General features: G+C 38.2%; 21 protein-coding genes. 6 read left to right on the top strand and 15 right to left on the bottom strand.

Annotated features, from left to right (window positions below; all coding sequences use genetic code 11):
• Nucleotides 1-30: 30 nt before the first annotated feature.
• Together CIL05_RS18005 and CIL05_RS18000 are read right to left on the bottom strand one after the other, a co-directional pair.
• The gene (locus CIL05_RS18005) at nucleotides 31-1,632 is read right to left on the bottom strand and encodes an ABC transporter permease (protein ID WP_095656925.1); all 1,602 of its coding nucleotides are present in this window, start codon (nucleotides 1,630-1,632) and stop codon (nucleotides 31-33) included.
• Nucleotides 1,632-2,540, bottom strand: coding sequence for an ABC transporter ATP-binding protein (locus tag CIL05_RS18000; RefSeq protein WP_095656924.1), 909 nt, complete (start codon nucleotides 2,538-2,540; stop codon nucleotides 1,632-1,634). Before CIL05_RS18000 ends, CIL05_RS18005 begins: the two co-directional genes overlap by 1 nt.
• A 164-nt stretch (nucleotides 2,541-2,704) precedes the next feature.
• Here CIL05_RS18000 and CIL05_RS17995 point away from each other — a divergent pair, with 164 nt between their 5' ends.
• The 4 genes from CIL05_RS17995 to CIL05_RS17980 all read left to right on the top strand — a co-directional run bounded on the left by CIL05_RS17995 (nucleotide 2,705) and on the right by CIL05_RS17980 (nucleotide 5,929).
• Nucleotides 2,705-3,292, top strand: a complete 588-nt coding sequence (locus CIL05_RS17995) for a TetR/AcrR family transcriptional regulator (protein ID WP_095656923.1) — start codon at nucleotides 2,705-2,707, stop codon at nucleotides 3,290-3,292.
• Between the two features lie 214 nt (nucleotides 3,293-3,506).
• Nucleotides 3,507-4,262 (top strand): GTP cyclohydrolase II, encoded by a 756-nt coding sequence (locus CIL05_RS17990; protein ID WP_095656922.1) that lies wholly within the window; start codon nucleotides 3,507-3,509, stop codon nucleotides 4,260-4,262.
• A complete protein-coding gene (ribD, locus tag CIL05_RS17985) occupies nucleotides 4,255-5,352 on the top strand; it encodes a bifunctional diaminohydroxyphosphoribosylaminopyrimidine deaminase/5-amino-6-(5-phosphoribosylamino)uracil reductase RibD (RefSeq protein WP_095656921.1) in 1,098 nt (365 codons plus the stop codon). Before CIL05_RS17990 ends, ribD begins: the two co-directional genes overlap by 8 nt.
• Nucleotides 5,353-5,365: 13 nt before the next feature.
• Entirely contained in the window at nucleotides 5,366-5,929 is a 564-nt protein-coding gene (locus tag CIL05_RS17980) for a 5' nucleotidase, NT5C type (RefSeq protein WP_095656920.1), read from the top strand.
• Nucleotides 5,930-5,991: 62 nt separating this feature from the next.
• On the opposite strand, the gene CIL05_RS17975 is transcribed toward CIL05_RS17980, so the two are convergent.
• The gene (locus CIL05_RS17975; RefSeq protein ID WP_095656919.1) at nucleotides 5,992-6,369 is read right to left on the bottom strand and encodes an SHOCT-like domain-containing protein; all 378 of its coding nucleotides are present in this window, start codon (nucleotides 6,367-6,369) and stop codon (nucleotides 5,992-5,994) included.
• A gap of 13 nt (nucleotides 6,370-6,382) precedes the next feature.
• Complete coding sequence (locus tag CIL05_RS17970; protein WP_095656918.1) at nucleotides 6,383-6,754, bottom strand: DUF2089 domain-containing protein; 372 nt, start codon at nucleotides 6,752-6,754, stop codon at nucleotides 6,383-6,385.
• 196 nt (nucleotides 6,755-6,950) lie between these two features.
• On the opposite strand from CIL05_RS17970, the gene CIL05_RS17965 reads away from it, so the two are divergent.
• On the top strand, nucleotides 6,951-7,127 hold the full coding sequence (locus tag CIL05_RS17965) for a YjzC family protein (protein WP_095656917.1): 177 nt from the start codon (nucleotides 6,951-6,953) through the stop codon (nucleotides 7,125-7,127).
• A 178-nt stretch (nucleotides 7,128-7,305) separates the two neighbouring features.
• Here the strand turns inward: CIL05_RS17965 and cydC are convergent, their stop codons facing one another.
• The 4 genes from cydC to CIL05_RS17945 are packed head-to-tail and all read right to left on the bottom strand — an operon-like array spanning nucleotide 7,306 to nucleotide 13,144.
• Nucleotides 7,306-9,024: a thiol reductant ABC exporter subunit CydC gene (gene cydC / locus CIL05_RS17960; protein WP_095656916.1), complete on the bottom strand. Its 1,719-nt coding sequence runs from the start codon at nucleotides 9,022-9,024 to the stop codon at nucleotides 7,306-7,308.
• Nucleotides 9,021-10,754: a thiol reductant ABC exporter subunit CydD gene (cydD, locus tag CIL05_RS17955; RefSeq protein WP_095656915.1), complete on the bottom strand. Its 1,734-nt coding sequence runs from the start codon at nucleotides 10,752-10,754 to the stop codon at nucleotides 9,021-9,023. The genes cydC and cydD overlap by 4 nt, the downstream gene beginning before the upstream one ends.
• A gap of 30 nt (nucleotides 10,755-10,784) precedes the next feature.
• A complete protein-coding gene (locus CIL05_RS17950) occupies nucleotides 10,785-11,798 on the bottom strand; it encodes a cytochrome d ubiquinol oxidase subunit II (protein WP_095656914.1) in 1,014 nt (337 codons plus the stop codon).
• On the bottom strand, nucleotides 11,795-13,144 hold the full coding sequence (locus tag CIL05_RS17945) for a cytochrome ubiquinol oxidase subunit I (protein WP_165769168.1): 1,350 nt from the start codon (nucleotides 13,142-13,144) through the stop codon (nucleotides 11,795-11,797). The genes CIL05_RS17950 and CIL05_RS17945 overlap by 4 nt, the downstream gene beginning before the upstream one ends.
• Before the next feature lie 505 nt (nucleotides 13,145-13,649).
• Here CIL05_RS17945 and pdxK point away from each other — a divergent pair.
• Complete coding sequence (pdxK, locus tag CIL05_RS17940) at nucleotides 13,650-14,465, top strand: pyridoxine/pyridoxal/pyridoxamine kinase (protein ID WP_095656912.1); 816 nt, start codon at nucleotides 13,650-13,652, stop codon at nucleotides 14,463-14,465.
• Between the two features lie 222 nt (nucleotides 14,466-14,687).
• On the opposite strand, the gene CIL05_RS17935 is transcribed toward pdxK, so the two are convergent.
• The 7 genes from CIL05_RS17935 to CIL05_RS17905 all read right to left on the bottom strand — a co-directional run bounded on the left by CIL05_RS17935 (nucleotide 14,688) and on the right by CIL05_RS17905 (nucleotide 24,179).
• Nucleotides 14,688-15,095, bottom strand: a complete 408-nt coding sequence (locus tag CIL05_RS17935; RefSeq protein WP_095656911.1) for a secondary thiamine-phosphate synthase enzyme YjbQ — start codon at nucleotides 15,093-15,095, stop codon at nucleotides 14,688-14,690.
• Between the two features lie 123 nt (nucleotides 15,096-15,218).
• On the bottom strand, nucleotides 15,219-16,574 hold the full coding sequence (gene brnQ, locus CIL05_RS17930) for a branched-chain amino acid transport system II carrier protein (RefSeq protein WP_095656910.1): 1,356 nt from the start codon (nucleotides 16,572-16,574) through the stop codon (nucleotides 15,219-15,221).
• 296 nt (nucleotides 16,575-16,870) lie between these two features.
• On the bottom strand, nucleotides 16,871-19,174 hold the full coding sequence (gene helD / locus CIL05_RS17925) for an RNA polymerase recycling motor HelD (protein ID WP_095656909.1): 2,304 nt from the start codon (nucleotides 19,172-19,174) through the stop codon (nucleotides 16,871-16,873).
• Nucleotides 19,175-19,390: 216 nt separating this feature from the next.
• On the bottom strand, nucleotides 19,391-21,526 hold the full coding sequence (locus CIL05_RS17920; RefSeq protein WP_133065310.1) for a heavy metal translocating P-type ATPase: 2,136 nt from the start codon (nucleotides 21,524-21,526) through the stop codon (nucleotides 19,391-19,393).
• Nucleotides 21,507-21,881 carry an ArsR/SmtB family transcription factor gene (locus CIL05_RS17915; RefSeq protein WP_095656907.1) on the bottom strand — a complete coding sequence of 125 codons (375 nt, stop codon included), beginning with the start codon at nucleotides 21,879-21,881 and terminating at the stop codon, nucleotides 21,507-21,509. The genes CIL05_RS17920 and CIL05_RS17915 overlap by 20 nt, the downstream gene beginning before the upstream one ends.
• 157 nt (nucleotides 21,882-22,038) lie before the next feature.
• Nucleotides 22,039-22,890, bottom strand: a complete 852-nt coding sequence (locus CIL05_RS17910; protein ID WP_095656906.1) for a DUF72 domain-containing protein — start codon at nucleotides 22,888-22,890, stop codon at nucleotides 22,039-22,041.
• Between the two features lie 611 nt (nucleotides 22,891-23,501).
• Entirely contained in the window at nucleotides 23,502-24,179 is a 678-nt protein-coding gene (locus tag CIL05_RS17905; RefSeq protein ID WP_095656905.1) for an ABC transporter ATP-binding protein, read from the bottom strand.
• Nucleotides 24,180-24,203: the final 24 nt, after the last annotated feature.

Below are 24,203 nucleotides of genomic sequence, written 5' to 3'. Positions count from 1 at the left end.
TCGCTTTCTATAAGACTTGAGGACTGCTTGCTATCCTTCAATATCCCGCTTGTTATATCCAATAAATCCAATAATCATCAAGAAAGCAGCGATAATTGTTAAAATAATTATCGGCAGCCATTCCATACTTTCAACCGGAAGCTGTGGAATATAGCCGAATGGTGAAAACTTCCCAACCCAATCCGGAAATTGAAATAGTCCTCCCATATAAAGAACAAAGAAAGAATAAACCACATATAACCAAATTAGACTGGTCAATTTTGGCAGAAAACCGATTAACAATACAGCAAAACCAATCATGACAAGCATAGCGGGATAGTAAACCAGCGCAGCTCCATAAATCGTACCAAATTCAAATCCGTCTTCCATAACCGCTAAAGCTGCAGACCAAAGCCCGATAGCAGCAAGTGAAATCATGATAAATCCATTCAAGATGGATATAAGCAGATAGCTCCCCGCCAGCTTCGTACGTGAAACAGCTCTTCCAAGCAAATGTTCAACACGGTTCTTTTTTTCTTCGCCAATCAATTTATTCATGGCCATTACAGGAGGTACTGTGGCGAGTATTCCCATTACCATCAACAACATCGGAATAAACTGTTCTGTCAGTGAATAGCCTTCTTCAGCAACCAGCATTTGTTCCAGCATCTCGTTACCTTCAAAGAACGATTCCAAATCTCCCATAACAGATCCATAGGAAATCCCCATGACGAACAAGCCAATTGCCCAGGCGATTATTCCGGTACGCTGTAATCTTAAGGCAAGACCCATTGGACTTTGTAAAAAGGCTGATGCGTTCTTCCTCCCAGGTCTTGCCGGGAAAAAGCCCGCTTCCAAATCTCGAATTGCATTTAGATAATTCGCAAAAATAAATAGAATAATAGATACACCTACCGTTAATAGAATGGGCCACCAATTATTATTCGAATAGGCTTCTGATTGAGTAATCCACCCTAAAGGAGAGAGCCAAGATAAAGTTTCATTGCCCACATCACCAACAGCACGGACAAGATAAGCCAGAAGCAGCACTGCGATAGAATAACCGATCACGCCACGGGAGCTTTCTGACAGCTGTGCAAATACAGCAGTAACTCCTGCAAATAGAATCCCTGTTGCACCTAAAGCAGTACCATAAAGTAATGATCCTTCCAAATCCATACTTTCTATGCCTAATGCAAATAAACCAAAACCCGTTACCATTGCCAAAACCACATTCGTTATAACTAAAACAAATAATGTTGCATTTACATTTGATAAACGACCCACAGGCAAGGAACGAATCATTTCGATACGCCCATCTTCTTCATCTGCCCGTGTATGACGATTCACAAGCAGAATACTCATTAGCCCAACAACAACCGCTGTTAAAAGCAGCATTTGATGTGTTGTCATGGCACCAATAGTATAATTTCCCAGATTCCCAGGCCCTACCATTGCTGTCATCGCAGGATTTTGCATCGTTTCCGCCATAACATCCCTTTCTTGTTGAGAGGAATACATATCCCCAAAAGCAATCGGTACCATTAATGTAAAGAAGGAAATGCCGATTATCCATAAAGGAATACGAATGCGATCCCGTCTCATTATAAATCTGGATAGGGAGCCGGTATTTTTAGTAATAGAACCAGCCATCAGGAAGCACCTCCTGCCCCTGCCTCATCTTTATTTTCGTAATGCCGCATAAATAAATCCTCCAAGGTTGGTGGTGCACTTTCCAGTTTCACAATACCAAACTGACTTACATGTTTAATAATCGTATCCAGTTCTTCTGTATCCACCTGGAATGAAAGTGCTTGATCTTTTTCCTCGATGTCGTGAACGCCTTTTAATTCATTTAACGAAGTGATCGGCTGTTTCGTTTCCACAAGCAAATTTGTCCGTGTTAAATGACGTAATTCATTCAATGAACCTGTTTCGATAATTTTACCTTGGCGAATAATCCCCACTCTGTCACAAAGCTTTTCCACTTCTGATAAAATATGACTTGAAAGCAGGACACTTTTTCCAGCTTTTTTTGCATCGATTACACATTCCTGAAAAACCTGTTCCATCAAAGGATCCAGCCCTGATGTTGGTTCATCTAAAATATATAAGTCTGCATCAGAGGAAAATGCCGCAACTAAAGCAACCTTTTGCCTATTTCCTTTTGAATAGGTTCGGCACTTTTTAGTTGGATCTAAATCGAATTTATTGATAAGTTCCTCGCGGCGACTTTTATTATTACCCCCACGCAGTTTCACAAATAAATCAATTACTTCCCCACCGGTTAAGTTTGGCCACAAATTCACGTCACCCGGGACATATGCAATGCTTTTGTGAATTTCAACAGCATCTGACCAAGCATCCTTACCGAAAATGTTTGCTTCACCTTCTGTTGCCTTTAAAATACCCAGCAACACACGAATAGTAGTCGATTTCCCTGCGCCATTTGGACCGATAAAACCAAAAACCTCACCTTTATTCACATTAATATCTACACCATTTAAAGCTGTAAACTTTCCAAATTTCTTCGTCAGATTCCTTACTTCCAATACAGACATATTATATTCTCCTCCTCTTGCGGGGAATGCCCTCATTTAATTTTGAAATATTTTACCTTGTATAGTTCATAATATATAAAAGCATTCTACTTTGCAATAGCATATGAACTATTTAAGTTGTTTTATTACAAAACTTTTATTAAACTATGATTGAGGTGAAAGTTATGAACGGTTTTGAGCGACGTAAAGAACAAAAGAAAAGAAGTATATTAGAAGCAGCTTTGGCATTATTTATGGAATTTGGCGTGCAAAAAGTTTCTGTGGCTGAAATTGCTAAAAATGCAGCTGTTTCTCAGGTTACTATATATAATTACTTTGAAAGTAAGGATAAATTGACTGATGAGGTCTTAAAATTCTATGTAGATCAAGTATGGGATGAACAAAAAGCAATTCTATGCAGTAATCTTCCATTTGATGAAAAAATAAGGCAAATTACATTTGAAAAAAGCAATCTTGCTGATCAAATGAGTGATAATTTTTTTCAGGACTTTATGAAAGATTATTCAACAGGAAAGAGCTATGTAGAGGATTTATATACAAATAAGGCGCTACCGCTTCTTATAGATTTATTTAACGAGGGAAGAGAACAGGGATTTATAGATCCAAGTATTTCGAATGAAGCAATTATAATCTATATGCAAATGTTTAAAGAATATATGCAACGTGACGGTGTTGCTCAAGATATGTTGCCATTAACTGAAGATCTTACAAGGATTTTCTTTTATGGGATAGTTGGACAAGTTAAAAAATGATTGCCACTCGGGTTTATGTAAAAAGCTAGGAGTTGCACCATCGTTTTTTACAGTACAGTTGCTTCTTTCATTTTCCCTTATCCCAGACAGATTCTAACAAGCTACATACTATAACAAAATACATGATCAACAAAGATTATTAATCCGAGAATGATAAATTGATGATATATGATTTTTTAACTATACTAAGGGTTAAGTGAAAGGAGATTGCAGCATGGGACAAATGAAACTTGAATCAAAAGCCTTTTCGGTTTTAAAAGATAAAATACAATTAGTAAATTCAGATGAAGGTGCGATATACCTGGTTGGACCTATCCAGCTCCCTGTTAATTTATATGGGGAAACCGTTATTTTTCAATGGTATTGCTGGTTGAATTATGAAGAGGTAACAGAGGATTATCAAAAAATTATTGATAAATTGGCATCCTCAAATCTGGCTGAATATCAGCAATCGAGTGTACTTGTTTATGGGGACTTTGAAAACGCAGAGGATGCGCTTATCAGAATGCATTCCATTTGCCATACAGGAGACATTTTTGGTAGTAAACGTTGCGACTGCGGCTACCAGCTTAAAGAATCGATGAAAAAAATCAAAGAGCATGGATCAGGGGCACTTTTTTATTTAGCAAATCATGAAGGAAGAGGCATTGGTTTATTCTCAAAAGCGATGGCTTATGTTCTTCAGGAAAATGGCTATGATACGGTGGAAGCAAATGAGAACCTTGGATTTGTAAATGATTCCAGAAACTATGATGATGCCATTCAGGTTCTTAAAAAGTTACGAACCAAACCTGTAACACTCATAACTAACAACCCTAAAAAGCTGGAAGCATTAGAAAATGCTGGTTTATCCATTTCCGGAAGAACACCCTTGTGGGGAGATGTTTCCGAGTACAACGAGAAGTACTTACAGACTAAAATTAATAAATCCGGTCATTTTGAAGCGGAAGGAACATGCCCAAATGACTAACCACGAATTCTATATGAATCTGGCGTTAAGTAATGCTAAGGCTATGAAAGGACAAACAGATCCTAATCCACTTGTTGGATCTGTAATTGTTAATGAGAACAGAATTGTTGGAGTTGGAACACATTTAAAGGCTGGAGAACCACATGCCGAGATTCACGCGATACGAATGGCTGACGAAATGGCCAAGGGCGGCACGATTTATGTAACACTTGAGCCTTGCTCCCATCACGGGAGAACATCACCCTGTGCAGAAGCAATTGTGAAGTCCGGAATTAAAAAAGCAGTGATTGCTACACTTGATCCGAATCCTGTTGTGTCAGGAAATGGGGTTAAGATATTGCAGGATGCCGGGATTGAAGTCATTACTGGAGTACTTGAAGAAGAGTCACGAAAAATGAATGAGGTTTTTAATAAATTTATTACTCAAAAGAAACCCTTTATCACATTAAAATCAGGTATAACACTGGATGGCAAGGTTGCGACACACTCCTTTAACAGCAAGTGGATTACATCTAAGGAAGCAAGACATGACGTCCACCACCTAAGAAACGAGAATATGGCGATTCTTGTTGGGATTAATACAACACTCAAAGATGATCCAGCGCTGACTACCAGAATACCGAACGGTCGTAATCCTATCCGGATTGTTTTAGATTCTACATTGAAAATACCGCTGGATTATCAGCTTGTTACAGATAAGCAGGCAGAAACCTGGATATTTACAAGTCAAAACTATGATACTGCAAAAAAAGAAACATTAGAGAATTTAGGTATAAAAGTCTTCGAAACAAGTGGTTCGAATTCTGTTAATGCAAATGATGTGATTAGCTTATTAGGAGAAAAAGGCGTCTCATCTGTATTAATTGAGGGCGGCGGAAATATTAATGCTTCCTTTTTGGAAAATAAACTGATTGATAAAGTTGTTCTTTATTTTGCTCCTAAGTTAATCGGTGGACAAAATGCACCAACCTTTCTGGAAGGGACAGGAATTGATCAGATGAAAGATGCTGTTGAACTCATTGATACAGACATTATAAGAGTCGGGAAAGATTATAAATTCACCGGCTATCCGAGCTATGAAAATGACTAATCGAGGGATGGATATGAGATTTGGTTTTGATATTGATGATACATTAATTAATCTAAGGGAACATGCCTTTCAAATATATAAGAAAAAACTAAACAAAGACCTGTCATTGGATGTTTTTCATGCGTTAAATCGAGTTGAAATTCATGAGCCCTTTGGTTTAACAGATGAACAGGGTAAGGATATGTGGAAAAGTTCCCTGAAAGAAATCTATTTTACAAACTGTCCTGCTTTCCCTAGAGCAATTGAAATCATAACTGAGCTGGATAGGCTTGGACATGAAATCTACTATATAACCGCCAGACCAAAGGAACATGGAGAGAGAACAAAAAGGTGGATGAAAGAGCAGGGTTTTCCTGTGATAGATGATCGCTTTTTTTATGGCATGCAGGATAATGAAAAAATACATATAATTAAGGATTTAAAGCTTGATTACTATGTTGATGATAAACCCGCAGTGCTTAATACCCTCACTGAAGATCCCGTTAAATTAATCGTTAAGGATCAATCCTATAATCAGGATTTGGAAATGGATCGAATTGTGAGTTGGAATGACTTTTTCGAGCTTGTAAACATATAATTATATTGGTCACCGACAGGAAGCATCTGTATCAGCCGGATGCTTCCTTTTTACATTAAAAACTATTCGATGTAAACCGCAATCAGTTCACCATCACCAGTTTGGATATCAACAATTTTGCCACTTACCTCATTATCAATCGCCTGAATAATTAGGTCCATATCAATATCTCCTGCATATTTATTCATATTAGGAATATTAGAAGCAACCCCCTGCCCCATTCTCAGAAGGGCATTTACAAAACGAAGTGGGACATTAACCTTTACATCATCTCTTTGTTTTGACTGGATTCGAACCTTGAGTGTTTTATCCAAATAATTCCCCGTAGTTTCCTTGGGGCTTTCGTTTTGTTTTAGTGCTGCAATTATTTCTGCCGCTTCATCTGCATCTACTTTCCCTTCCTGAACCATTGAAATAACCTTTGCAATTTCTTCATTCATTTTACATTTCCCCTTATTTATTTTTTAATAATTTAACCGCTTCTTTCGCTGTAATTTCATCATTTTCCAACATAGCAATCACCTGTGCTTTGCTGAAGTCCCCTGAATCCTCATTTTTTCGTTCAGGCCTGAGAATTTCTATGATTTCATTTAGTTTCCCCCGAACAGTTGGATAGGAAATACCAAGCTCCTTCTCCACTTCTTTTATATTTCCACGTGAGATAATAAATGTCTCGATGAAATGCATTTGCTCAGCTGATAATGATGCTAACTTCGATAATTCAAATTTATTTTCTATTGTTGTATGACAATGGGAACATTGCAGTTTAGTAACATGCAGTGAATGTTCACATACCGGACATGTGTTTAATACTGAATAAGACATGAAAATCTCCTTTCTAATTTTCAGTATATAACAACAAATTGAATAAATCAACATAAAAATTAATATTATTAATATTATTATTAAATTAATTAATAATTTATGGTTATTTTCACAGTATAATTAATTATATATTAATATGTATGAATAATTTGTACTACAGCATAATAAAAAGGAATATAAACAAGGAGTGATAACTTTGGGTGAATACAGTCACTTTCGTTTTGGACAGAAAGCACCAAACAACGGTATATATTATGAAATAGGCGAAACCGGAAACAATGTTAATGACCCGAAAATCGTTAAACTGGAATCAGGAGAAAAATTCCCGCAAACCACAAACCATGATCGAGTTTGGACACTTGATAAAAACTAAGGAAATATAGCAGGCACATGTATTACTCATGCGCCTATCACAGATCTACGGTTGCTCTGGATTTCTTTCCTTTTGGGCTTAGAGAAGCGGTCTATGCAATCGGTTAGTTGCATAGATTTGAGTCTCAGATAAAAAAGCTATTCCATTAAGGGATCACTCCCTGATGGAATAGCTTCTGTTAAAATAAATCCTTTTCAATTTCCTTCATCTCATAAAAATAGCCTTCCTGCTGCATCAGTTCTTCAAATGTACCGGACTCCATAATTCGTCCTTGATCCATTACAATAATCTGATCCATTCTTTCCAGCCCTGTCAGACGGTGACTGACGAGAACCAGGGTATCATCCTTAGCTTGTTCAAAAAGATGTCTGTAAATCGATTGCTCCGTCAATGCATCAACTGACGATGTCGGCTCATCCAGGAACCAGTAGCTTTCATCTTTCAGCATTGTACGAGCTATTGCTAGTCTCTGTTTTTCCCCACCGGATAGGTTTTCTCCTTTTTCAAACACCGGATCTGCCAGGGAAAAGTCATCCAGCTTCACTTTCAGCAGGACTTCTTCCATTTCACCATCAGTTAACTCATCCCCGGCTAACTGTAAATTATCCCGAATTGTTCCATAGAAAAAGTGGTTTTCCTGTAAAACAACATTGGACACACTCCAGAGGCTCTCCTGACTTACATCAGAAATCGAAAAATCACCTATACGAATATCCCCCACGTCAGCAGGATACATTTTCATAAGAAGCTGAAGCAATGTCGATTTACCAGAACCACTCGGACCTACAATGGCCGTTTTTGAACCTGCAGGGAATTCTACTGTAATATCTTCCAGCGTCTTTCTCCATTCATTCGGAAAAGTAAAGCTGACATTGTCCATTTCGATGGATAGGATCTTATCATCTGGAAACTCTTTCCAGTTACCTGATTCTACTTCAGAATCTTCGTCCCCCCGAACAACGGAGAATAACCGATTCGCCGCTCGTTTACTATCATTTAAATAGATCGGGAAAACTGCCATTGCAGCCGCATCCTCAAAAACAGTAATGGCAATCATGACAAACATGGCTAGAAAAATTCCAGCCATTTGGCCTGTTGCAACCAAGTAAGCACCAATACCCAAAACAACCCACGTAATAAAAAGAGAAATAAACGTATTTACTGATTTGCTGAAGGCAATAGTGATTTCCTCTTTCTCCTGTTCACTAATGTAGCTTTTAGAGGTTTCAAGTAATTCCTGCTCTTTTCCCCGAAGCTTCTGGTATATTTTCAAATCACGAAAACCATACAAAAGCTCTGTAGCCTCTGTTGACAGCCTTCCTCTTTCTTCCCTTACCTGACTATTGATTTTCCGCTGTTTCATAGCAAACAGTACAGGTACTACAAATGCTATCAGAACAAGGCCAATAAGCAGTACGATCGCTGTATATATTGAAAAATACAGTGTGAATAATATCGTGCTTAAAAAGACCATCATTAAAACAATTGGCGGATAGAAAACCCGTAAAAAGAAATTCTGCAAGCTTTCCACATCACCCACAATGCGAGACAGCAGGTCGCCACTCCGGTATTTTTGAAAGATACCTGGAGTTAAAGGTTCCAGCTTTTCAAAAAAGGATACCCTTAAGTTACTTAAAATAGTAAACGTGGCACGATGGGAAAAGTATCGCTCGGCATATCTGGTTAAAGCTCTAGTAAATCCAAGCAGCTTTACCGTTGATGTCAGAATGATTAATGCATACAAAGGAGGTGCCAGTGCAGCTTTGGAGATCAGATAACCACTCGCTGCAAACAGCCCAACTGCTGCAATACCGGCAATAAAACCGGCAATAATCGAATAGAAGATATCCCTTTTTTCCTTGAGCATTAATTTTGTAACAATTGCAAGGTCCTTCACCGGGCCATCCCTCCCTGCTGAACGGCAACCATTTCGCGATATTTCGATACACTATTGATCAGTTGTTCATGTGTTCCAGTCCCAAGAACTTTTCCTTTTTCTAGGAAAAGAATCTGATCCGCATTTTTAATCGTATGAAGCCGATGTGCAACTGTTATCACGGTTGCATGCTGGGACAGTTTTTTTATGGATGCTTGTAAAATACGTTCTGTATAGAGGTCAAGCCCGGTTGTTGGTTCATCAAAAAGAATTATGGATGGCCTTTTCAGAAAAGCTCTTGCAAGGGCAAGCCGCTGTCTCTCTCCACCAGATAGTCCTCTTCCCGCTTCTCCAACCGGGGTTTCATAGCCCTGCTTAAGTGACTCAATCAAACCTGCAATCCCCGCCTCCTCGGCAGCCTCCTCAATTTCTTTCTGAGAAGCCTCTGAACCTCCGCCAATCGCAATATTCTCTGCAATTGTGCCGGAAAAAATATAAGGATGCTGGGAAATATAGCTCAATTCATTGAACCATTGCTCTTCTTGATAATGATTCAAAGGATTGCCATTAATTATCATCTTTCCAGAGGACGGGGCAGTAAGGCCGGCAATGACATGCATCAACGTCGTCTTCCCCGATCCACTCGGTCCAACAATTGCCAGCTGACTGAATGGCGAGATTTCGGCATGAATATTTTCCAAAGCAAACTGATTCTCGCCATAACTAAAGCTTACTTCTTGTACAATAATTTCCGGTGGCGTCTTTTCCGTCCCCAGGGTTGAGTCTCCCCATTCCACTGTCACGTCTGTCTCCTTTAATTCCTCTGTTATCTTTTCAACTGCCCCCATACTGCTTCTACCATTGTGAAAGGCATTGCCCAGTTCTTTGAGAGATGTGTAAAATTCAGGTGCGAGAATCAAGACAAAAAAAGCAGTAAAAAACGTAATTCCATCAAATAAAATAAGCTGAAGTGCTACTTCCAATGCTATGATTCCAATACTCAGCATGGAAATCAATTCCAGCATAAATGAATTAGTAAAGGCAATTTTTAATATTTCCATGGTTGCTTCCCTGAAATTCAGACTGCTCTCTTCAATCACATCTTTTTGCTTTCTTGCCCGTCCAAATAATTTAAGTGTAACAAGCCCCTGTAATGTATCGAGAAATCTTCCTGAAAACTTCCCGAGCTTTTCCAGCTGCTCTTCGGATTTTTTCTTAGTCTGCATTCCAATAATAATCATAAATATTGGTATGAAAGGTGTCGTAATCAGCATAATGAATCCTGTATTTGCATGGGAAGTAAAAATTACGATAAGTATCAGCAACGGAATAATAGCTGATTGAATTACTTGTGGAAGGTATTGACTAAAATAACTGTCCACCTCGTCAACAGCCTCCATTATTACACTTACTTTTTTTCCTGATTGTCCACGTAATGATGATTGAATGGGATCTTGTGTGTATTTATTTAAAAGAGCCCTGCGATAATCACTTTTCACTTTCGATCCCATTCGAATTCCTTTGCGTCCACTTAGATAACTAAACAACACCCTGGCAAACAGAACGAACAATAATCCCCCCAGGAGTGGGAGGATTTCATTAAAGGTTTGCCCTTTCAGGAAAACACCATCAATGACTGCAACAAGCAGATATGCCTGCCCAATAATCATGGCACCTGTTAACATAGCAAATATAAAGAGACTTATGAAGCTTTTTTTCTGTGCGGAAACAGCCGCCTTAAAATTATTCATTTCCATGTCTCCTCAGTTAAGCTCGAACATTTACTTTTTCCCTTTGACATAATCCGCATCAAACAGGAATAGCTTCATCAAAAAAATCAATGATGGAATTAATAAAAACAACCCAGCAATGAATACAACGATTAGGGCAATGCCGGTTGATTCATGTGTAGCACCTTCATAAATCGTAATATAGGGATCCAGAATATACGGCAGATGACTGGCACCATACCCGAAGAATGCAAAGAAAAACTGCAGCATCACACTAATAAATGCCAGACCATAATATCTCCCTATATAAATTAAAGCAAGTGCAATCATAAAGAAACCAACAGATAAGCCAAATACCCACCACAGATCCATCATATTACTGTAATGTCTCCGGTTATGTTCACCTAATGCGATGAATGTTGTCAGTGAAGCAATAATTGTTGGCGTTGCCCAGAATAACGCATATTTCCGAACCAGCTTTAATGCTTCCGTATCATTTGCTCTTGCAGCATAAAACGTTAGGAAAGTTGCACTGATAAAGAGCACAGAAACAATCGCCAGAAACACAACACTCCAGGAGTAAGGACTCGTAAACAGCTCCAAATATTTAAGTGAAACAACACCATCTTTTTCCATGATGAATCCACCTTCAGACAACGTTAAAGCAGTTGATAATGAAGCAGGTATCAGCAGTCCTGTAGCTCCATATAGAAACATATAGACATTACTCTGCTTTGACCCATAGTTCTCAAAAGCATAAAACGACCCCCTGATCGCCAGCAGAATGATGGCAATACTGCCCGGAACGAGTAACGCCGTCCCATAATAATAGGCAGAATCCGGGAAAAACCCAACAATACCGACGAAGAAAAAGACAAAGAACACATTCGTAACTTCCCAGACAGGTGATAAGTATCTGGAAATTAATTGATTAATGATATGGTCTTTCTTTGTAACCTTTGCATAATAGGCAAAGAACCCTGCACCAAAATCCACTGATGCCACTATCAAATAGCCATATAGAAAGATCCATAAAACTGTAATCCCTATGATTTCATAGCTCATTTGTTATCCCCCTTTTCAATCGCAGGGTATTTTTTCTCGAGTTCTTCCTCGACCGGGCTGTTGCGGAACATTCTGCGTAAAATAACTACACACAACACACCGAGCACTGTATATAGACCGAGAAACAGGATAAACATAAGTCCAACATGTGGTGAAGATGTTGCCGCTTCTTCCACCGTCATATAACCACGCAGTATCCATGGCTGTCTTCCTTCTTCAGCAAAAATCCAGCCAAATTCAATTGCAAGCATAGCTAAAGGCCCCATCAGCACAAGAAGTCTGAGCAGCCATTTATTATGCTCATTCCATTTCTTCACTTTGCTAATAATTATATAAAGCAAAGAAACCGCTGCGAGAAACATACCAATAGCTACCATGAGATCAAACATATAATGGATCCATAAAGGTGGACGTTCTTCCTCAGGAAATTCCTCTAAGCCTGTTACTTCACTGGTAAAATCCCCATGTGCCAGAAAGCTTAATAATCCAGGCAATCGAATTACCCCTGCTGGAACATTATCATCATTCAGCCAGCCAAATAATATCAAGTCAGCTCCTTCTTCTGTTTCAAAATGCCACTCGGCAGCAGCCAGTTTTTCAGGCTGATGTTCTGCCAGAAACTTTGCGGAGAAATCCCCTGCCAGAGCTGTTAAGAGCGCAAATATAAATGTAAGTGTTACTGTCAGTTTCAAAGCTTTTTTATGATATTCCGATGTTTTCTTTTTTAACAACGAGAAAGCTGCAATGGTTGCCAAAATAGCGGCAACTGTTACATATGCAGAGCTTAAAACATGGAATACCTTTGTTGGTGTAGCAGGGTTCAGCATGGCATCAATCGGGTTGATTGTTGCAAATCCATTTGCACCTGTCGTAAAACCTTCCGGCGTATTCATAAAAGCATTCACAGTTGTTATAAATACAGCTGACAGTCCTCCGCCAATAATGACCGGAAGTGATAGAAACCAGTGGGTATAAGGCTTTTTAAAACGATCCCAAGTGTATAAATAAATTCCTAAGAATATAGCTTCAAAGAAAAATGCAAAGACTTCCATAAATAATGGCAGACTAATAACATTTCCTGCAATTTGCATAAAATTAGGCCATAACAAGGATAACTGCAGACCAATTGCTGTTCCTGTTACAACCCCAATCGCAACCGTTATAACAAACCCCCTTGCCCAGCGTCTCGCCAGCATCAAGTAATGCGGATCTTTCTTTTTAATCCCAATAAACTCAGCAATCGAAATCATTAAAGGGACCCCGACACCAAGTGTTGCAAAAATTATATGAAAACCAAGAGTCAGCGCTGTAAGCAAACGACTCATCAAGACCGGATCCATTTCCATCACGGTAAAACCCTCCTCAAGTTGTTCCAGCTGTTTTACTATGTTCAATATTGATCAATAGAAATTAATTTTGGTAAACATTCTACAGATTTTGTTTTCACTACGCACATAGTATAAACCATTTTGATAGGTAATAAATGGCGTGGTATTGACAATTGATTGACATTCCAAAGAACATTTAGTGACATCATAGAGCGGAAATATCTTCGTAAATAGATTTCCCTAAAAAGGAATGAAATAATCTTTTTCGTTGTGAGTCTACTTATTTAAAAGCTCATTTCGTAAACATTTGGGATGGAAGCAATAAATATGCTGTGTAATAATAATTCCACCCTAGAATGTTCCAAAGTTCAGCTTCCACATTACTTTAAAATAGTTAATCAAACGTTTGATCAACTATTTAAAATTAATACCTTCTATAAATTTGTACTATTATTAATGGAAGATTTATTATATCCTAGTAATTGACATAGAAAACTACGAATTAGAGTTTGGAGTGAATCAGATGACAATGAAGAAAACCTTAACACTTGCCGGTTCTGACTCAAGTGGTGGCGCAGGAATCCAGGCAGATTTGAAAACATTTCAGGAACATGGCGTTTATGGTATGAACGCACTTACTTCCATTGTAACAATGGATCCGGATAATGAATGGAGTCACGGTGTATATCCAATCGACGTGGAGATTGTTGAAAAACAATTGACTACAATTCTATCGGTTGGCATTGATGCGATGAAAACCGGAATGCTGGGTTCAGTAGATATTATTGAGCTCGGAGCAAGAAAGATTGATGAATTCAAGCTTGAAACATTTGTGCTTGATCCCGTTATGGTATGTAAGGGGGAGGATGAAGTACTACAGCCCGAAAACACCGACGCAATGCGTGAATTCCTTCTACCACGTGCGACCATTGCTACTCCAAACTTGTTTGAAGCTGGTCAGCTTGCTCAAACTGGTCCACTTAAAACAGTTGATGATATGAAAAAAGCAGCAATAAAAATTCATGAACTAGGTGCCAAAAATGTTGTTATTAAAGGTGGAAAAGCACTTGTTCATGATAAAGCATTGGATCTTTTCTATGACGGAGAAGCTTTTACTTTGCTTGAAAAAGATAAACTTGATACAACCTACAATCATGGTGCAGGCTGTACCTTTGCAGCCGCAATAACCTCAAATCTGGCAAACGGAAAATCAGTCAAAGAATCAGTAAACGAAGCAAAATATTTCGTTACAGCAGCAATCAAACATGGTTGGAGATTGAATGAGTATGTAGGTCCGGTAATGCATGGTGCTTACAATCAATTTGGGAATGAAAATTAATTTTTTAAAAAAAGCCGTGGAGACAGGAGAACTGGTGAAATCCTGCATTTGCGGCTTTTTATTATCTTTCTATATTTTCATTCAATACAACTTGCAATTTCTTTAATCTTATTTACTACCTAAACCAGTAACATCTATAAAATCCCCTATTGAGTTATGAAACTGTTATAGTAAAAAAAAGCCTTAGCATTCACGTTCAGCTCTCATTTATTTTTTCTTCCTTTATCCTTCCATCACCTTCACATGAACTTTTCGATTTCTCGGTCCATCAAATTCGCAAAAATAAACGCTTTGCCAAGTTCCCAATACAAGACGCCCATCCGAAATAATCAATGTTTCACTTGCTCCTACAACAGATGATTTCATATGTCCATCCGAATTTCCCTCCATATGAATATACTCCGCCTTATTCGGAAAAGTCTCATTCAGACCAAGTTTCAAATCTATTTTTACATCTGGGTCGGCATTTTCGTTAATCGTTATTGCTGCCGTCGTATGAGGACAATATACAATCATAATCCCATCATGAATAACACTTTCACGCAATGCTTCATGCAAGCAACTGTCCAAATTCGTGAACGTTTGTTTTTCATCAGTTGAAATATTAAATGTAAAAAAGCTTTTCGCCAACGCTTTCATCTCCTTTACTAGAGATTACCAAATTATTATTCAATCGCAAAACATAAAATTAATGAAAGAATAGGATGGAAAAATAAAACCGGCTCCCTTTTGGAAACCGGTTTACTTTGTTATCTATGCTTGAACTGTCGTTGTTTTATGTTGTATACGAACGATAACACCTGTAATTGCAATAACAACTAATGCTGGAATCAGCCAGCCAAGACCTTGATTATATAATGGCAGCACACCTTCATAGAAGGATATAACCGGATTCATCCAGCTAAACTCAACACCAAGTGATCCGCTTAACTCTTTTAAACCATCAAATGTACTGATCAGGAATGTGACTCCAATTGTTGACACATAAACCACCCTTGCATCATTAAACAATGGTGATAAGAATGTCAATATCATCAAAACAATAGCAAGTGGATAAAGAAACATCAGTACAGGGATGGAATAAGCAATTATATTTGCTAATCCGAAATTAGCGATAACAAATGTTAATCCAGAAAAGAATACTACCAATATTTTATAGCTAAGTTTCGGCAGCAATGTATGGAAATACTCCGCATTTGCTGTAATCAGTCCAATAGCAGTCGTTAAACAAGCTAGAATTATTACAACTGCCAACAAAACTGAGCCAATCGTGCCAAAGTAATAGGATGCAGCACCACTTAGAACAGGACCACCTGTGTCCAAAAGACCTAATTGTCCAGTGCTTGTGGAACCCATATATGCAATCCCCAGATAAATAACACCGAGCAACCCAATTGCAATACCACCGGATTTAGCAGTTGCTGAAAGTATTTCTTTTTTTGATGTTACACCCATAGAACGAATAACATTAATTACGATAATCGCAAACACAAGTGAAGCTAATGCATCCATCGTATTATAACCTTCCAGGAATCCTGTTACAAAAGATCCACTTGTATAGCCTTCCTGTGGTGTTCCCATTGACCCCATCGGATTGACAAAAGCCATAACGAGAAGAACAAGAAGCAGAACAACTAATCCTGGCGCTAAAATTTTTCCGATATTATTCACGATCTTCGCAGGGTATAATGAAAATAAAAGTGCTACAGCGAAAAATAAAAGTGAAAAAATTAGTAAGCCTGTTTGATGAGAACCTTCACTCACAAATGGTGCTATCCCAACCTCAAATGCCACAGTACCTGTTCTTGGCGCTGCAAAAAATGGCCCTATCGTCAAATAAAGTAATGCAGTAAAAAAGATTCCATAGGCAGGATGTACTCTGCTAGCCAATTCCTGTAAATTTCGGCTTCCTGAGAATCCCATCGCTAATATTCCCAGCAGTGGCAACCCTACTCCAGTTATTAAAAATCCGATTGCAGCAGGCCATAAATTAGATCCGGCATATTGGCCAAGCTGAGCCGGGAAAATTAAATTTCCTGCCCCAAAAAATAATGCAAATAACATAAATCCAATTGCAGTATATGATGATAATGATAGCTTTTTCTTCATTTTCCAGTTCCCCCCAGGATGTATAATTAAAATAATTTTCAATTAATTGTATAGTTATATTGCTCATATGCAATATATCAGTGAAACTATAATACTACGTTATTCTGCAAAATGCAATATATTACGATAAGTTTTTTATAATTTTTTAAAAGTATAATGAATTTTTGCGAATATATTGGTGATAAAAATAAAAATGCTGAATTACCATATTTAACTTAACTGAGACAAAAAAAGCGATCAATACTTCAAATTGTCAGAAGTAATTGATCGCCCGGAAAATTTAACAGGAGCCTATTCTATTCTATTGTATAGGTTTCAGGTGAGGCACCTTCAATAAACATACAGGCCTTATCCATACTTATCATAACCAATTCATGCATCGCTCGTGTGCAAGCAGTGTAGAAAAGGGTTCTGTCTGATTCTGCGGTATATCGGTTTTTCGATGCATCAGGAATAATCACACCATCAAACTCTATCCCTTTCGCCAAATAAACCGGAAGTACTACTATTCCCTTTTCAAAAGAATACGTTTCTTCATTTATCTGCTTCACAGACACCTTATTTCTCAACAAATTAAAGATCTCTTCACTTTCCTCTAATGTTTTACAAATAAGGGCGATTGTCTCATAACCTTTATCCTGAAGCTTATCCAATTCGCCAATGAGGGTTTCATTCATGCTTTTTTTATTTTCCACCTTTACCAGTAATGGTTTATTACCGTCCCTCTCAAATGGCTCAATCTTCTCCTGCCCTGGTGCAAAGCTTTTCGTAAACTCAACGATTTGTTTTGTGGATCGATAGCTTTTCGTGAGTGTAATTCTCTCATGTTTCCAGTTTTGGTTTTTGGGAAGCAGTGGGTTCTCTTTTGTCGTATTTGTATAAATCGCCTGATTAATATCACCCAATAAAGTCATTCTCGTATATGGAAACAAATCTTTAATTAAAGCAAATTGAAATGCCGAATAATCCTGTGCTTCATCAATAAACAAGTGACGGACTGCGCGGTCTCCATGAGCACCGAGCAGCTTTCCTTGAAAATATAGATAGGGTGCTGCATCTTCCCATGTTAAAAACTTCCTCGACAAATCAAAAGCTGTAAGAAGACAGATGTCCTTCCAGTGTTCAGGACTTTCCTTAGGCTCCCAGTCGATAAAAAGCTTCTGATAGGTTGCTGACACATTTACAAACTCAAACGCTTCTACGAGCTGCTTCATTTTTGAAAACACCTTTTTCACAACCGCTCTGCGCAAAATTTCCTCTTCTTCCGCTACATTGCTCTCTTCATCGGAGTTCTGAGATTTATAATATGCTTTTAAGAAAGCTTCTTTATCCAGCAGTTCCACCTGCTCCATCACCCAGTCCTTATCCTTCTCCATTCGCTGATGGTATTGTAATTCCTGAAGCAGCCATTTGGAAACAAGCTCCATTTTATTTGGAATTGCTATCTCATCATCCAGGGAATAAAAATAATCATGAATCTGCTCCTTGGATATTAAAACCTGCTTACGAAAACTGATATTTTTAAACTGGATATCCTCATCTTTCAAATGGGAAACAAATTGATCGATAAGCAGTTTAAATTGCGGACTGGATTTATAATCCATGCTTTTCATACGAATATTGAATTCTTCATGATTTGATTTACTTAAAACATATTCCATTTGTTCAAATGGGGATTCAATTGAAAACTTATTACCAATTCCTTCTTGCAGGTAATCTAAAAATGTTGTTTGCCTGACATTTGTTTCGCCCAGTTCGGGAAGTACGTTGGAGATGTAGCTTGAAAATAATGGATTTGGGGAAAAGAGAACAACATTATCAGCGTTCAATTCTTCCCGGTAGCGGTACAATAAGTAAGCAATCCGCTGCAGGGCAGCAGATGTCTTCCCACTACCCGCTGTTCCCTGCACGATTAAAAGATCGCTTTTTTCATTTCGAATAATTTTATTTTGTTCCTGCTGTATGGTAGCAACAATACTCTTCATTGTTGTACTGGCATTATTTCCAAGTGCCTGTTGCAGGAGATGATCAACAATTGTCACCCCTGTGTCAAACATCCCTTTAATCATGCCTTGTCTTATAATAAACTGTCTTTTTAGAGTGATTTCTCCTGTTATAGTTCCTTCAATAGTTTCATATGCCGCTTTTCCTGGGGGATAATCATAATAAAGACTGGAAATCGGTGCACGCCAGTCATAGACTAGGAAATCATCCTCTTCGCTATCCATTAAGGAGGAAATTCCAATATAAATTTGATCCTTCTGTTTTTCTGAATCCTCCCGGAAATCAATCCTGCCAAAATAAGGGGAACCCTTCAAACGGTTTAATGTCTTTAGTTCTTCCCCGACTTTTCCATGAAACCTTTCTCTTTCCGATAATAGTTCTGCCTGCTGCTTCAGGCTTGCCTGTGTTTCAATGACATCATCAGGCTCATCCAGGTTTACTTTAACATCCTCCCAGAAATTCTTTCGCAGATCTACAACGCTTTCTTTTAAATCAGATGACTTTCCATACAATTTTTCTTCTTTTTTATTGATCTCATGGATGACATGGTTGACACGCTCTTGTTCCGTATTACGGCTATTTATTTCATCGCTCATTAAATCAACCCCGATCTATTTTTAGTTTTTTGTTGACTTATCGAATCGTAATTGATATAATATAATTGGACCCTTTATATTTATTGTTAATATAAATCAAATACTTTATTAGTGTACCATTTTTTATCGTCTTCAGCAATGGTAAACTAATCGAACTTAATTATAATTTCAAAGGATCCCCTTTTGCTATAAGCGCAATAGGGGATCCTTTTTTAATCAAGCACTATATTTTGTCTTCATAAGTCTTAGCGAATTAAGCACAACAATAATAGTTGCTCCCATATCCGCAAATATCGCGAGCCATAGTGTCAACCATCCAGGGATAACCAACAGAAGTGCTGCTACTTTTAATGCAAGCGAAAAAGAAATATTTTGTTTAATGATAGCTAGCGTTTTTCTGCTTAGAGCAATCGTATATGGCAATTTTTCAAGGTCATCAGCGATTAATGCAATATCTGCCGTTTCAATAGCAGCATCTGTACCAGCTCCACCCATGGCAATACCCGTGGTCGCAGCCGCTAATGCAGGGGCATCATTAACACCATCTCCTACCATAGCTACATTTCCAGACTGTTCACTTAGTGCTTTAATGGAGGTTAGTTTATCCTGTGGTAAAAGCTCTGCCTTCGTTTCACTTAGTCCTAATTTTTTCCCAATCGCATTTCCTACAGTTTGATTATCACCTGTAAGCATTACTGTTTTTTTGATTCCGAGCTTGTGAAGCTTCTGGATAATTGACTGACTTCCTTTTCTTATCTGATCCGCTACGGCAATTAAGCCCTTCACCTCTTGCTTTGTACCAAGCAGCATCACTGTTTTCCCTTGAATTTGTATTGTTTTAATTTTTTCCTTTAGATCAATTGGAATTTCAAACATCTCTTCAAATAGGTTCGGACTGCCGATATAATAATCGGTAGAATTTATAACAGCCGTCGCTCCTTTTCCAGTGATGGATTGGAAATCATCTGCTGTGTATGTTTCAACAGAATCCTGTTTGGCCTTTCTAATTATTGCTGAAGCGAGTGGATGCTGTGAGAACTCCTCGATAGCTCTGGAGATGCCTAAAATCTCCTCATCACCCGTCCCGGCAAACGGAATGATATCTGTAACTTCCGGTTTTCCTTCTGTAAGTGTACCTGTTTTATCAAATGCAATAACTTCCAGCCGGCCAGTTTCTTCTAGATGAATACCACCTTTAATCAACACCCCATTACGTGCAGCGTTCCCGATTGCTGTAACAATAGCTACAGGTGTCGAGATTACCAGAGCACAAGGACATCCGACCACAAGGACCGCCAAGCCACTATAAACCCATTCCGACCAGACTCCGCCGAAAAATAATGGCGGAATAATTGCAACAAACAATGCAACCAGCATGATTGCCGGGGTATAGTAATGTGCAAATTTATCAACAAATTGCTGGGAAGGTGCTTTCTCAGCCTGTGCTTCTTCCACTAAATGGATGATCTTTGCAATGGTTGTATCTTCTGCGTATTTTGTTACACGTACTTCCAAAGAGCCTTCCTCATTCAATGTTCCTGCAAATACTTCATCACCTTGGTTTTTTTGAACTGGAATCGATTCACCTGTAATAGCAGCTTGATTGATGGATGACCAGCCTTTGATAACCTCCCCATCCATTGCAATTTTTTGTCCGGGCTTTATTAGCATTAAGTCACCAATAACAACATCTTCCACATCAATTTCAATTGTTTCGCTTCCTCGTTTAATAATTGCTCTATTTGGAGCAATATCCATTAATGATTTAATAGACTTGCGTGCTTTATCAATAGAATAACTTTCCAGTGCTTCACTCACTGCGAATAAAAACACAACTACAGCACCTTCAGCCCATTCCCCGATAATTACTGCCCCGATGACAGCAATGGTCATTAATGTTTTCATATCAAATTGCAGTTTCGTTAAATTTATTAAACCAATCTTAAATAAACTTAATCCACCAACGAATATAGCAGCTAAAAATGTACCAATCGTTAATGGATGTGCTTCTCCTAATTGAAAATGGGTTATATAGCCAATAATAATCAGGAAAAGGGAGATTAGCGCAGCAATATTTTCAGTTTTCTTCCAAAATACTTCCTTTTGCTCCGTAACACGCTGACGCTCCGGGAATACTTTAATTCTGTCAAAAGCCCCCGCTTCTTCAAGCTGTTCAATTGTTGCTTCACCTTGAACCGTAATTTTTGCAGCACCAAAATTAAGCTGAACATCCTCAACCGTGTCAATATCCCGAATATTCTTTTCAAATTTCGCTGCACAGTTTGTACAGGACAAGCCCTGCAGTCGATAACTATTTGTATTATCTGCCACTTCAAACACCCTCTTTAGCATGTATCATTGCAATTGAAACCAGCTGATTTATATGTTCATCCTTCAGGGAATAAAAAACCAATTTCCCTTCTTTACGATATTTTGCCAACCCCATATTTCTCAGTAATCGTAAATGATGGGAAGCAGTTGCTGTAGTTGCTCCAATAATATTTCCAACATCACAAACACAAAGCTCTTCTTCCAATGTAAGTGCATAGGCTATCTTCAGCCGGGTAGCATCTGACAATGCTTTAAAAATTAATTCTACTCCGTTAACCTGTTCTATCTGTGGCTGAATTCTATTTACTTTTTCTTCGTCAAAACAGAATGTCTCACATGTATCTCTAGGTGTTTTTTCAATTGTCGATTCACTCATAGGATCACCTCATTCAAATCATTGTTTGATTATCTTTATGTTATGCTTTCATTTAGATAATGTCAATCATATATTCAAATGAATATTAGAATGACGGTAATAAAAACTTTGCAGAACTGTATTCTGCAAAGTTAGAAAGGCGCTGTCCTATCAAAATCTAAAATAAACCCAGTTGTCTTGGTAAAAGTCCTTCATATTCAATACCAAGCATCTTCTGAAATTCTTTGGCATTATTCGCTGCATCCCCACCGGAATTATTATTAAATAGAATGATAATATCCCTTGAGTTCTTTGCAAGTTCTTTCACCCTATTTTTCCATTCCAAAAGTTCTTCTTGATTATATTTATATAAATAACGTACCTCACGCCAATTTGTCTCTCTATCCTTTGGTTTCGTCCACCCATGCACGTTTCTGCCATGCATCCGTACAAGTGTTACATTTGAAGTGGTCACTTCGGGAACAACAGGAATTGAACCATCTCCTGCCTGCGGCTCATCAGCAATGGAATGTATCCAGCCCTCATTTTGCATAAAGGCGAGTGTGCTTTTACGATAGCTGTCATTGAACCAGGACTGATTTCTAAACTCCAAGGCCACTGGAATGTCCCCCATCATTTTCTTACAATACCTCAAATAATTTACATTCTCTTTTTTGCAATCAAACCAAGGTGGAAATTGAAATAGAACCAATGCTAACTTATTTGCATCCTGAAAAGGCTTTAAGGATTCTTTAAATGCATTGAACATATCCGCTTTTGATTCAAAAGGAATATCTTTTCGCTGATGACCAGTCATTCCCTGGTAAGCCTTCACAACAAACCGGAAATTCTCCGGAGTCTCTCTAACCCATTTGGCTGTATTGCGAGATGGCTGCACGGCGTAGAAGAATGCATCCACTTCTACGACTAGAAAGTTACTGCTATATTCGGATAATTTGTTCGTGGGTTTTATTCCAGCAGGATATACTGAATAATGGTCACCCCAGCCTGTTAAACCTATGTATATCATCCAGGATCCCTCCTTTTATTATGATAGCATAGGATAGAGTGTTGAGAATAATGGTTGGCACCGGTATAGAGAATATGGAAGTGTTGAGCGGGAGCGAAATTGTGAAAGTTGAGAGATAAACAACTCTATTCCAGTTGTCTCTCAGCTTTGGGCAGCTGTCTCTCAACTTTTTAGGGAGATCTCTCAACTACATGCTGCTGTCTCTCAACTTTTTAAGGAGACCTCTCATCTTCTATTATATATTCATGTTTTAACATAATTGAAAACGGTAATTGTACATATACGGAGCAAAGCACATAATACTACCAGAGAGGCGTGATACAATGACAAATTCTAAAAAATAAAAATAAACACAACGATGATTCCCTGGAACAGAAACAGAAAGAGAAGGATCCCAATCAGGATATCGAACCACAACGTGAAACAGATAAGGAACCAAAGGAAAGATAAATTTAAAGTATTCTTCCCTCCATCATTTATATAAAGTGGCCTTAGCCGCAATTTTCATAGGGTTAAGGCCACTTATTTTTCTGCTAGTCTAACATTAGAATCACCTAATAAAGATGTCGTCCCAAAAGTAATCGTTTTTGGATCAGTTGTTTTACATGAGTTTAACTAACATCTACCAAACCATCCTTCATTCGAATGACTCTGCTTCCATACTTCGCAGCTTCTTGGGAATGTGTCACTTGAACGATTGTAACTCCTTTTTCCTTATTAATTTTATGAAAAAGCTCCATAATATCCGTTCCTGTTTTACTATCTAAATTACCAATCGGTTCATCTGCTAAAATCAGCTTGGGATTCAACAGCAAGGCTCTCGCAATTGCAACACGCTGCTGCTGTCCCCCAGATAATTCCCTGGGTGTAAATTTCCTTCGATCTGTTAAACCAACAATCTCTAAAATTTCATCAAGCTCCTTCTTATAGCTAGCCGGCTTTTTACCATCCATCGTTAAAGGAAGTGTGATGTTTTCTTCAACGGTAAGATTTTGAACCAGATTATAAAACTGAAATACAAAGCCAATAAATTTTCGCCGCAGCTTGCTTTTACCTCGATCATTCAGCTTACTAATATCTTCATCACCAATCAGAACTCTGCCTGATGTCGGTTCATCAATCCCACCAAGTAAATAAAGTAATGTACTTTTTCCGCAGCCTGAAGGGCCCATAATTGATACAAATTCCCCTTCTAAAACCGAAATCTCTATACCTTTTAAAATTTGTATCACTTCTGTACCCACCTGATAATTCTTACAAAGATCTTCTGTTAGAACAATCCTTTCCATCCCTATGCACCTCCCTGCAGACTA

The organism is Virgibacillus profundi (assembly GCF_002287375.1).
Classification (GTDB): domain Bacteria; phylum Bacillota; class Bacilli; order Bacillales; family Amphibacillaceae; genus Virgibacillus_K; species Virgibacillus_K profundi.
The sequence above is the reverse complement of the archived record's forward strand: the minus strand, read 5'-3'. Positions and strand labels throughout refer to the sequence as shown.